Below are 13,328 nucleotides of genomic sequence, written 5' to 3'. Positions count from 1 at the left end.
TTATATCGTTTATGCATTGGGGTGCATTAATTAACTCTTGAGCGCACCATAGGGTTGGTGATAATCTTACAGTTTTTTGTGGTTACAACAACCGTGCCCGTTGATCCGGATTCACAGGTTGCTTTAATGCCTCCTACCGTAGATTCTGAGACGGTATAACGCCTGTAATATCTAGTAGCATGTAAAAGCGGTGGCTGATATGTGCTGTTTTCGGCACCGGGAATGGTTGCCCATCCTGTAGAACCGTTAGGCGATGATTCCCATCTGTATTTTATCGATCCTGAACCTCCGCCAAGATCTGCAGGAGCAGTAGATCCTAAAATAACAGGTGGAACCGTATCCATACATATTGTCTGAGTTCCGCTTATAGAACCCGCTGTTGTTGGAGCCGACACTGTTATGGTTACTACGCTTGAAATACCTTCACATGAACCTGATATTGTTACACGCCTGTAATAACGTGTAGCATTTAAATTTCCAGGATTATAATCTACTGTTGTTGCACCGGCAGGAGACCATGAGTTAGCTAAATTAGTAGATGAAACCTCCCAACGATAAGTCCCCGCAGAAGATCCGGTAACCGTAAGCGTAGTTGTTGGCGCACCATTACAAATGTTCTGGTTAGCACTGGCAGTACCTCCAACAACTGATGGCGTTACCGTAATCGTAACCGTAGTTGAATATCCATCGCTGGCACAAGCTCCAGCTAATGTTACTCTTCTATAATAGGTTGTTTGGGTAAGAGGTCCCGGAGAATAATCGCTACCTGTTGCCGCAGCCGCCGGCGTAACTGTAGCCCATGTACCCGATAAGCTAGTCCTCGTTTCCCAACGATATGTTCCCGCTACACCTCCCGTAACGGTAAGTGTTGTAGGTGTATTACCACTACAGATAGTTTGATTATTGCCAGCTGTACCACCCGCCGGGCTTGTAACCACATTCATAGTCACAACATTAGACGGATCTGTACCACGGCATATTATATCAGCACTAGAGAGTCCAATCCTTCTGTAATAGGTTGTAACTGTTATTGCTGATGTAGGTGTATATGTAGTATTGTAAGTTGATGGCCCTAAATCTGTCCATGGTATAGTAGCCGTTGAATACTGCCATACATAACCACCGTTAGCATTAGTGCTGCTCACGTCATTTAGTATTGGCGGTGGTATAGTACCACTACAAATGTCCAGACTTGTTGCATTGCCCGTTGTTTTTATAGTTCCCGCCGAAGCATTTGGCATAATACGTATCTGTCCTTCAGCCGCAGAATAGGAACGACAGAAGTTTGATCCGTAAGTAGCTACAGCATATCTTCTATATAGTGTATTTTGCGTAGCCGGTGCCGGTGGTGTATATGTTGGCCCGTCAGCACCCGGAATATCTCCGCTCCATGTTCCCCCTCCATTTGTCGATGACTGCCACGCATACGTTAGCACACCGCCCGGAGTAGTTAAACTTCCATTCTGATTTGATGTAATTGCTGTAGGCGTACCGCCGTAACAAACAGGCTGATTATTATTACCCAAACTTCCCTCAGACGGAGGTGCTGTTACAATTACCCGTATAATATTACTTGAAGCTTCACAAGGCACACCATTAGTAGTCGATCTTACAAGCCTTCTGAAATATAAACTCACGCCTAATGATCCCGGATTATAGGTTGAACTGTTTGTGCCAACATTATTCCAGGAACCGCTAGGATTACCATGAGAAGATGACTGCCATTGGTAGCTAAAATTAGTTCCGCTTCCGTCACCTCCCAGTGCAGATGTCAGAGGAGCCGGAGTGCTATTGTTTTGACAAACCACCTGATCAGAGGCAATAGTTCCCGCTACAAGATCAGGAACTGTAATAGTGACTGGGACTGTTGCAGGCGATAAACAGTCAACACCATTTACAGTCGATACCGTATAACGACGGAACCTTGTAGAGGCTGTAATGCCATTTACCGTCAGTGTTTCTCCGGTTTGTCCTGCAACAGTTGCGAATATTCCTGTAGAAACAGGCGCAGCTTCCCAACGGTATGTAACAACCGGTGCATCACCACTACCGGCACCGCCTGAAGCTATGGTAACATTCGATCCACTGCAGACTGTTGTAGTTGCCGGACCAGTTATACTTCCCCTTTCCGGGATAGTCTGAACGGTTACCATTATGTCTACAGAGTTTGTACAGGTTACTGTACCATCTGTTCTCGAAGTAATACGACGATAGCGCATTGTACCGGTAAGATTACCCGGCGGAGTATAAGTCACTAATGTTCCTCCTGATGCTACATTGGTGAAAGAACCACCACTTGCATTAGGAGCCGATTGCCATTGATAACTTACAGTAGTACCGGTATTAGCCGAGCCCGCTGCTGTACCCGCACCCGATCCTAATTCTCCTGGTGAAGTACCATTACAAATAGTTTTATCAGGACCGAGGCTACCCGGGTTAACCGTAGTGACATCGATACCTATATCTCCGGAAGTACTAGAACTACATTCATTAACTGCTAAACGCTGAAACCATGTCCTTTGCGTTAAAGGAAAACTTGTATAAGTAGCACTATTAGAATTTGGAATATCTATCCAGTTAAAAGAAGGTCCCGCTACTGTAGAGTACTGCCATTGATAGCTGGTAAAGTTACCTCCGGGTGTTTGATTACCAAAAACAGCGCTTCCTCCCGAACATACTCTTGTAGAAGCTACATTAATCACACCTCCGCTTGGAGATGTCTGTGGAGTTAGTGTTATAACATTACTCGGAGTTTCACAAGAACTTTCACCTGTTATTCCTCTGGATACGATTGCCACACGACGATAGTATCTTACACCCGGAGGTGTTGGAGGTGTGTAACTCGCACCTGTAGCAGCCGGAGTAACATTACCCCATGAGTTTGCTGCATTAGTAGTTGAAACTTCCCAACGATAAGTAATAGAGCCTGAGGTTCCTGTATCTCCGGAAGCTGCAGTACCCGTAAGCTGAGCAACGGGGCCTGAGTTACATATAGTCTGTGAACTGCCGATAACACCCGGATTAGTTTCGGCTTTAACCGTTACTATAACACCCGTTGTAGCCACAGATTCACAGCCATTTTGAATAGTATATCTTCTATATCGTTTTGTCCCTGTCAAAGGGCCTACTGTAATATTTCGGGTGTTTTCAGTCATAGCATTCCAAGCACCTCCGTTGGTACCATCGGCTACCTCCCAGCGGTAACTTGTAGCACCTGTTGGGGCTGAACCGTTAATTGTTGCCGTTCCGTTATAACATATAGTCTGTGTTCCGGTAATAGTCCCCGCCAGAGGATTTAGCACCGTTATTCTAACTACTGGCGTAGCAAGTTGATCGTCACCACAGGCTAACTTTCTACGACGGTACCAGGTATCCTGCGTTAAAGGTCCGGGGCTATAATTACCGCTTGTAGGGCTTGCGTCAGCAATAACATTCCATACCTGACTACCAGTTGCAGCACTACCATTAATCGAATATTCCCACTGGTAGAATCCATTTCCGAGCCCTGCAGAACTTGATGTAATTTGAGCGGGTGTGGCATTATAACATATTGTCTGATTACTGCCTATAGTGCCACCACCAAACAAAGTTTGATTATTACTAACATAGGCCACTACAATGTTACTCGGTGCTTCACAACTATTACTATTATACCTAACCAAACGTCGATATTGTGTTGTAGCTGATACATTATCAGCCGTATAATTAGCCGCAGCTCCTGCTGTACCAGTTATATCAGTCCAGGTGGTTCCTCCGTTGGTAGATCTTTGCCATCTGTAAGTGTAAGTAACGCCATTAATGGTTCCTACATCGCCGGGTTCCACACTGCTAAATGCGGGGTCAAAATTATTATTAGTACTACATCCTGCCTGCGAATAGCCAATAACACCGGGTTTTGGCAGATATACCCTTTCCCAGTTGCTAGGGCCTTCACAAGTTTTTCCATTGTAGGTCACAGTTGTGAACCTGCGGAAATAAGTAGTTTCAGTTAAACCTGGTGCAGTATAGCTGTTACCGGTGGCACCTGAAATAGGTGTTGAATTTATTCCGTCAGCCGATCTTACCCAACGGTATGTAGGTGTCGTGCTTGAACCTGTTGGGGCAACACCTGTAATAGTAACATTTCCCGGACAGTTAATTGCAGCTATTGATATGCTTCCTGTATCATTTGGCCCAACATTTACTACAATTGGAGAAGTTGGCCCTTCACAATCGCCATTAACCTGGCTAACATAATAGGTATAAGAACCTTTTACCGATGTGTCCGGTTTGATAGGATATTCAGAAGAGAAACCTCCTGCTGTCAGATACCATCTCAACGTGTAAGATGTATTTGTTTTTGTAGCGATAAGCTCCGGAGCATCTTCATCAACACAATAGCTTAATGATGTAGAAGATACTGTTGGTGGCGGAGGCTTAAAGTATACTGTTTTGCTGGCATTATTATTAACCATGTTAGGGGCAGTTTCTATTGAACCGAGGTAGTCAACATCGGTAAATAGTCTGGCTCTAGATGTATCGGTAAAAATGGTTGTTCCCACAGGAGGCAGCATGGTATATGTTACAGGATAATCATAGAAGGAGCCTGCTGCTAATGTTTGTGCTGCTCCTCCCGCATCTGTTCCACGTGCTATATATACATACGTTTTATAATTCGCAGAAGGAGTGTTTAATAATTCAACTCTTGACCATCTGGAGGTAACGTTACTATTTGCATTATCAGTGGGTGTTCCAATTAAACCGCCCGTTGTTATGTCATTGTAAGTGTATCCCGGAGGCACTACAACAGAAAAAGCTACCCTTGTACCAACATAGCCAAGCCTTCTGAAGCTGGTACCGGCTATACCATTATTAAATACACGTACAGTAAATGTTGATGGTGTACCACTATTTATACACTGGTCAGCAACCGTCTTTACAAGCATAAGATCAACATCTTCGGCTGTAACAGGTGTCCTTACGGTAGACGTATTGTTGTTAAGATCTTCATCAAGGCCGGGTATTGCACTTGCCATATTTTGCAGGATACTTCCATCAGGCAGCACATACAAATTACCTTTAATTGTTATAGTACCTGTAGTATTGGCCGCCAATACTAAATTACCAATAATCTCATTTGTTGTAAGAGAAGCAGCAGTAGGTAACGCTGCTGATAAAAATCCGCTTGGAGTTATCTCTGTAACGTTAAATCCGGTTGTTCCTTCCGGAATCAGGTTACCATAAGAGTCAGTAATCCTGTCGGTAAAAGAAATTCCCGGAATATCAAAATCAGTATCGTTAGTTACCTCAATGGTATAGGTAATTTCGTTAGAACCGGCAATGGTTCTTAATATATCTTTATCGGCTCTTTTAACCACACGAAGGTTACCTGGGGTTGTTACAAGCAGGTTCCTGATCTCGTGGTAGTTCCTGCTGGCACCGGTTGAAGCAGCAAAACCAAGTTTCAGCAATGCAGGAGGTACATCAGTAGTAGTATAATCAACTACATTAATGAAATTACCTGTTGGAGATGTCTTCCATCTCACTTTTACATTATAATAAATATCTGCTGCATCAAGGCGTGTAATTTCTATCTGTACTCTTCGATAAAATTGCGCATCAGTCGGCCTTGTAGCCTGCCAGGTATTAAAATCTATTTCATCCCTCGCCCTGATATTGTTATTTGTTCCGCTTCTGTCACCAAGTGCAACACCGGCTAAGTATCTGTTAGTTGTTAAAGCATCGGTCGTTGTAGGACCACGTAATACAACGGCATTGGGAGTTTCTCCCGGTCCGCCTCGTCTTCCTTCATTAGTATTAGAATAGTTTCCATAAGCATCAAGTCCAACACCTACATATCCACCGGCAAGACCTGTAACAGCCGGAGCGGTAGTATTTGGCGCATAACCCAAAGATCCTCCATATCCACCCAATTTAAAAGTAGAAGTTGCATCAAAAAGAAAAACACCAATACCATCAGCCCCTCCATTACCATCATTGGCATCCCTCCACATTTTATATTCAAAATCTACCAATACACCCAATGTAGAAGGAAACGATTTATTTACATAGGCATATCCTTTTTGGTAGTCTGCGGCTCTTGTAAGCCTTAACCAGCCCGCATTAAGCGGGTCATTGAGTCCGGAAGTAAGAGTCGCAGTACCTTCTGTTCCGCCGGGGCCTCCAATGATGATATCCGGATTGCCACTGCCTCTAAAATCTTCGCTAATAGCAAACTGTGCCATAACATTTGTAGTACCCAATGCTAAAAAAAGCGATAGGCAAAACATTGCTTTAAGCATAAAGCCAAAACGATATGTAAGTAATTTTTTTATCATAATATATTCTCAATTGGCGGCAGGCATCCTTAAATACCTGCCCCAATCATAATTTTATTTTACTACAAAAACAATGTTCATATAAGAAGCTTCTGTTCCGTTTCCTTTCAGTGTATACGATAGTATACCGTTAGCATCAATCATAAGATTCTCAAATACTGTAGTGTCATAATATGTTATGTAGTAATATAGATCACCTGCTGCCGGAAGGAAAGACATAACCTGTGATGCAGGTAAAGACCCCGTACTGGCTACAAATGTACCGCTTGATGTGGCATTATCAATATCTCCGCCTGTTCCATGGTCCTGAACAAATCTTTTCCCGGTAAACTGGGCATAATATTCTTTATATAAATTTCTTTTTCTGCCAGTTATTGGAGTTCCCACATAGTCAGATGTGTCAAAAATTACAGCCGGCATATAGAAGAATTTAGGCATAGCCGCAGTAGCTGCTTTTAAAACGCCCTGTGCATCTGCCATCACGATCTTATCAGTTGCAGCAGGAACATAGGCCGCATTGATATCTCTAACCCTTACGGTACCTGCGCCTACATCAAGCGCATTTGTAGATGTTTCACTAGCGAAATTACCACCAATGGCTACCCTACCACTCTGATATATGTTGTCTGCATTGGTTGTGGCTGCTGTAGTACCACCCTGTACTCTCCAAGGCTCACTTATAAAAGTATTTTTATCTGTCCATTGTGTGCCATTACCTGTAGGGTTAGTCACAAGAACCTGATTAGCAGTTCCAGGCGCTATTTTGGCCGGAGTTACATTTGCATCTCTAATATCTGATGTCTCTACTGCATTAGCAGCAATGTTCTCTGTCTGAACTGCATTATCAGCCAGTTTTGAATTGTCTACTGCATCTGCAGCAATCTTTGCAGTAGTTACCGCTAGATTATCAAGTTTTGCTGTGGTTACAGCTCCTATGTTTATATTTAAAGTAACATTCTCTAAAGTAGCACCGGTACCTCCCAGAACACTTAGATCTGTTGAAGTAATGTTTCCATCACCTACAATGGCACCAACATTTACATCAAGTGCGCCTGTTGTTACATTTTTGGTTAATCCAACACCGGCAACATCGGCAGCAATCTTATCTTTAGTTACTGCAAGATTATTAATCTTAGCTGTAGTTACAGCACTGTTTAATATGTTCTCTGACTGAACTGCATTATCTGCCAATTTAGAATTATCTACTGCATCAGCAGCAATCTTTGCAGTAGTTACCGCTAGATTATCAAGTTTCCCAGTCTGGACCGCTAGATTATTAATTTTCCCGGTAGTTATCGCATTGTTGGCTATATCAATCGTAGCGACTTCACCATCTTTTATTTTAGCTGAAGTAATACTTGCATCTTTTACCCTTAGGCTCGTAGGTACCAGTACTGCGTCAGTACCACCTGAAACTACCTCTATTGTTGCATTAGCTGCGTCAGCACCTATCAGGTCTTCACCCGCCGTACCTATCATTGCTGGGGTAAGTGTCTGATAAGTTATTGCTCCCGTAGCATCAGCTACCGGTACACGATTTGCAGCACCTGTACCTCCCGTCATATCTAAATTTGTTACTGTTCCATCAAGTATTTTTGATGAATCAACAGAGTTAGCGCCCATGTCAACAAGAGCAATAGTACCATCGGCTATCTTAGCTGATGTTACTGCATCTGCAGCAAGTTTTCCGTTAGTTACAGCTAAATTGTCAAGTTTTGCAGTAGTAATACCACTATCTGCTACGTGAAGTGTAGTGTTTTTTAGTGTAGTCCCTAAACCGTTAGTCACAACTATTGACCCCTCACCCACTGTAGGAGAAAGGTTTGCTCCTGTTACGCTTCCTGCTGGCACAGCTCCATAGGTAACCGTACCATCCTGAGCCGCTATAGCTACTCGTAAAGGATCTGTAGGAGCAACAGTACCGGCAGTCAATTTAGCAGCGGTTACGTTAGCATCCTTAATATCTGATGTCTCTACTGCGTTAGGTGCAATTTTATCAGTTGTAATAATATTCCCATCAAGATCGGCATTACCAATTCCGCCATCAAGGATTTTAGCAGATGTTACTGCATCTGCAGCAAGTTTTCCGTTAGTTACCGCAAGGTTAGCCAAATCTGCAGTGTTAACTTCACCATCTTTTATTTTGGCAGAAGTGATACTCTCATCTTTTACCCTTAAGCTTGTCGCTACAAGAACTGCATCTATTCCTCCATCTACTTCAATAGTAGCATTAGCTGCGTCAGCAGCGGTAAGGTTCTCTGCTGCTGTACCTATCATTGACGGGGTAAGGCTTTCGTACGTCACACCACCTGCCCCATTTGCCGTAGCAACCTGCCCTGCTGTTGCAGAACCTGAATTAAGCTTCGGCGCAGTTACTGCCCTGTTTAGTATATTCTCTGTCTGAACTGCGTCATCTGCAAGTTTTGCATTCGTTACTGCATCAGCAGCAAGTTTTCCTGTGGTTACAGCAAGATTTAAGATATTCTCTGTTTGAACTGCGTCATCTGCCAATTTAGCATTGGTTACAGCATCGGCAGCAATCTTTGCAGTAGTTACTGCAAGATTATCAAGTTTTGCTGTGGTTACAGCAAGGGGAGCTATATCAACTGTATTAACCTCTCCGTCTTTTATTTTAGCTGAAGTAATGCTTTCGTCTTTTACCCTTAAGCTTGTCGCTACAAGTACTGCATCTATTCCTCCATCTACTTCAATAGTAGCATTAGCTGCATCGGCAGCGGTAAGGTTCTCTGCTGCCGTACCTATCATCGCAGGGGTAAGGCTTTCGTAAGTCACACCACCTGATCCGTTTGCCGTTGCAACCTGTCCTGCCGTAGCTGAACCTGAATTCAGTTTTGGTGCGGTTACTGCGCTGTTTAGTATATTTTCTGTCTGAACTGCATCGTCTGCAAGTTTTGCATTCGTTACAGCGTCAGCAGCAAGTTTTGCAGTAGTTACTGCAAGATTATCAAGTTTTGCTGTGGTTACAGCAAGATTTAAAATATTCTCTGTTTGAACTGCATCATCGGCAAGTTTTGCATTTGTTACAGCATCTGCAGCAAGTTTTCCGGTAGTTACCGCTAGATTGTCAAGTTTTGCTGTGGTTACAGCAAGGGGAGCAATATCAACTGTAGTAACTTCTCCGTCTTTTATTTTAGCTGAAGTAATGCTTTCATCTTTTACCCTTAAGCTTGTCGCAACAAGAACTGCATCTATTCCTCCGTCTACTTCAATAGTAGCATTAGCTGCGTCAGCAGCGGTAAGATCCTCTGCTGCCGTACCTATCATCGCAGGGGTAAGGCTTTCGTATGTCACACCACCTGATCCGTTTGCCGTTGCAACCTGCCCTGCCGTAGCTGAACCTGAATTCAGTTTTGGTGCAGTTACTGCCCTGTTTAGTATATTCTCTGTCTGAACTGCATCGTCTGCAAGTTTTGCATTCGTTACAGCGTCAGCAGCAAGTTTTGCAGTAGTTACTGCAAGATTTAAGATATTCTCAGTCTGAACTGCATCATCTGCAAGTTTTGCATTTGTTACAGCATCTGCAGCAAGTTTTCCGGTAGTTACCGCTAGATTGTCAAGTTTTGCTGTGGTTACAGCAAGGGGAGCTATATCAACTGTATTAACTTCTCCGTCTTTTATTTTAGCTGAAGTAATGCTCTCATCTTTTACCCTTAGGCTTGTCGCTACAAGTACTGCATCTATTCCTCCATCTACTTCAATAGTAGCATTTGCTGCATCGGCAGCGGTAAGGTTCTCTGCTGCCGTACCTATCATCGCAGGGGTAAGGCTTTCGTAAGTCACACCACCTGATCCGTTTGCAGTAGCAACCTGCCCTGCTGTTGCCGAACCTGAATTCAGTTTTGGTGCGGTTACTGCGCTGTTTAGTATATTCTCTGTCTGAACTGCATCGTCTGCAAGTTTTGCATTCGTTACAGCGTCAGCAGCAATCTTACCGGTTGTTACCGCTAGATTGTCAAGTTTTGCTGTGGTTACAGCAAGATTTAAAATATTCTCTGTCTGAACTGCATCATCTGCAAGTTTTGCATTTGTTACAGCATCTGCAGCAAGTTTTCCGGTAGTTACCGCTAGATTGTCAAGTTTTGCTGTGGTTACAGCAAGGGGAGCTATATCAACTGTATTAACTTCTCCATCTTTTATTTTAGCTGAAGTAATGCTTTCGTCTTTTACCCTTAAGCTTGTCGCTACAAGTACTGCATCTATTCCTCCATCTACTTCAATAGTAGCATTAGCAGCGTCAGCAGCGGTAAGATCCTCTGCTGCCGTACCTATCATCGCAGGGGTAAGGCTTTCGTAAGTCACACCACCTGATCCGTTTGCCGTAGCAACCTGCCCTGCCGTAGCTGAACCTGAATTCAGTTTTGGTGCAGTTACTGCCCTGTTTAGTATATTCTCTGTCTGAACTGCATCGTCTGCAAGTTTCGCATTCGTTACTGCATCAGCAGCAAGTTTTCCTGTAGTTACTGCAAGATTTAAGATATTCTCAGTCTGAACTGCATCGTCTGCCAATTTAGCATTCGTTACTGCGTCAGCAGCGATCTTTGCAGTAGTTACCGCAAGATTGTCAAGTTTCGCTGTGGTTACAGCAAGGGGAGCTATATCAACTGTATTAACTTCTCCGTCTTTTATTTTAGCTGAAGTAATGCTCTCATCTTTTACCCTTAGGCTTGTCGCTACAAGAACTGCATCTATTCCTCCATCTACTTCAATAGTAGCATTAGCTGCGTCAGCAGCGGTAAGATCCTCTGCTGCCGTACCTATCATCGCAGGGGTAAGGCTTTCGTAAGTCACACCGCCTAAACCGTTTGCCGTAGCAACCTGTCCTGCCGTAGCTGAACCTGAATTCAGTTTTGGTGCGGTTACTGCGCTGTTTAGTATATTTTCTGTCTGAACTGCATCGTCTGCCAATTTAGCATTCGTTACTGCGTCAGCAGCGATCTTTGCAGTAGTTACAGCAAGATTGTCAAGCTTAGCAGTAGTTACCGCAAGGTTTACAATATTCTCTGTCTGAACTGCATCATCTGCCAATTTAGCATTCGTTACAGCATCAGCTGCTATCTTTGCAGTGGTAATACCACTATCTGCAACATGAATTGTAGTATTTTTTAATGTTGTGCCTAAACCGTTAGTTACAACTATCGACCCCTCACCTACTGTAGGGCTAAGATCTGCCCCTGTGATATAAGCCGAAGTCAATGGACCATAAGCAACTGTACCATTGTTAGTCGCAATAGGAACACGAAGTATCGGATCGTCTGCAGGATCTAATGCCGGAGCAACAAGTTTTGTTTCCGTAACGGCGCTATCTGCAATTTTTGCAGTAGTAACAGCTTCGTCATCAAGTTTATTAGTCGTAACAGCTCCATCATTGATATTCAATATTACATTTTTAAATGTGGCATCGGTACCACCTGTAACACTAAGATCGGTCGATGAAATAGTACCTTTAGTTATATCCTCTACATTAGTTATGCGTATCCATCTGCTGTCTAATATATTATTTGGATCAAGAAACCAGTAATAGAAGCCGGGAGCTACACTTGTAGGACCTGAACCATTGGTATCAGTATTATAAACCAATAATGAATTTGCAGGTGCAGCAACCGGAGCAGCAACATTTGTGGCTGTTAAAGCTACCCTCGGAATAAGGACACCTCGCTTAGCAGAAACCATTTCGATTACCGAAGACGGATCGGGTTGATTCGTACCGAAACCAACTTGGGCATTTGCAGCTGCTGTTCCAAGCAAAGTCACTAATGCTGCCGATAATATATATTTATTTTTCATTGTAAACTTTTTTATTAGTAGTGCAAATACGAATTATATACGGCTTATTATCATCCATTTAGTACCATCATACAATAGCGTCCATCCCTGATAAGGAAGTGCTCCTGAAATACTGGCTAAATCTTCAATATTTTTACCGTTACCACTAATAGTTACTTTATTATCCGATGTATCAATTTTCTTAATATTATATTTTTTACCTACAATTGGTTGAGAAGGAAGTGTAATTAACACATCAGCCGTAGTAGCATTTGCAAATATAGTCTCATCTGCATCAACAGCGTCATAACCCGTAATTACTGTACGTACACCAGGTGTTGCCGGAACAGTTTTAAGTACTCCGTTAGCATCAGCAACAACTATTCTGTCTGTTGATGTACCCGTTGATGTGTTTATATCGCGTACTCTTACGTCTCCTCCTTTTACATCCAGTCTTGCCGTAACAAAATCTGTAGCTCCTGAGAAGTTACCAATTCCTATATTACCTGACTGATAAATATTTTCTCCATTTGCTGTAGCAGGTGTATTAGACTGCTCTACTCTCCATGGCTCTTTTTCATTGGTCGCAAGTTCATCAATAGCTGCCTGAACTGTAGTTCCTGCTAAGCCAGAAGCCACATTATTGAATGGTAACACATTCGCGTTAGTATCAATATCTGTTGTCACACCTGCTGCAGGGTTGGTAAAGGTATAGGTACCGTCGTTATTGTTTACAAGGGTAATGTCCTCAACAGCATCATTGGTCTCTGCTGCAAGCTCATCAATCGCGCCCTGTACTGTTGTAGCTGCAAGGCCTGATGCTGTATTGCTGAATGGCAGTGCGCCTGCATTTACATCGATAACTGTATCTACTCGTGCCTCATTGGTATAAGTGTAGGTACCGTTGTTATTATTAACTAAAGTCGTTAAGATATTTACTGAAGACAGAGGAATCGTTACTGAATGACCCGTGTTGTCTGTCAATACTAAACTATCATCCTGGCTGTTGCCCGCTGTACCATTGTCATCTATTGCAAGGGTAGAATTAGTAGCGCCAAGGGCTGAAAGGGCTATCGATACTGTATTGCCTTCACTGTCCGTAAGCACAAGGTCACCCGAAGCTACGCTTAGCGTTGAATTCGTTGTGTTAGTGATTACCGTTGGAACTCCAGCAGCAGGATTTGTAAAGGTATAGGTACCGTCGTTATTGTTTACAAGAGTGATATT

The 13,328-nt window shown here is 43.1% G+C and carries 3 protein-coding genes; all 3 read right to left on the bottom strand.

The window, feature by feature from the left end:
- Positions 1–26 precede the first annotated feature (26 nt).
- Positions 27–6,317, bottom strand: coding sequence for a hypothetical protein (locus ACX0HA_RS00015; protein WP_458843206.1), 6,291 nt, complete (start codon positions 6,315–6,317; stop codon positions 27–29).
- Between the two features lie 54 nt (positions 6,318–6,371).
- On the bottom strand, positions 6,372–12,122 hold the full coding sequence (locus ACX0HA_RS00010) for a beta strand repeat-containing protein (RefSeq protein ID WP_458843205.1): 5,751 nt from the start codon (positions 12,120–12,122) through the stop codon (positions 6,372–6,374).
- Positions 12,123–12,155: 33 nt separating this feature from the next.
- Positions 12,156–13,328, bottom strand: a 1,173-nt coding sequence (locus ACX0HA_RS00005; RefSeq protein ID WP_458843204.1) for an autotransporter outer membrane beta-barrel domain-containing protein, incomplete at its 5' end; no start/stop codon positions are given.

This window comes from Flavobacterium hauense (genome assembly GCF_054457175.1).
Note: the sequence above shows the minus strand (reverse complement) of the source record. Positions and strands in the feature narration are given on the sequence as shown.

Excerpts from the sequence above, each read along its gene's own strand:
- ACX0HA_RS00010 (WP_458843205.1), bottom strand. The coding sequence starts at position 12,122 with ATGAAAAATAAATATATATTATCGGCAGCATTAGTGACTTTGCTTGGA.
- ACX0HA_RS00015 (WP_458843206.1), bottom strand. The coding sequence starts at position 6,317 with ATGATAAAAAAATTACTTACATATCGTTTTGGCTTTATGCTTAAAGCA.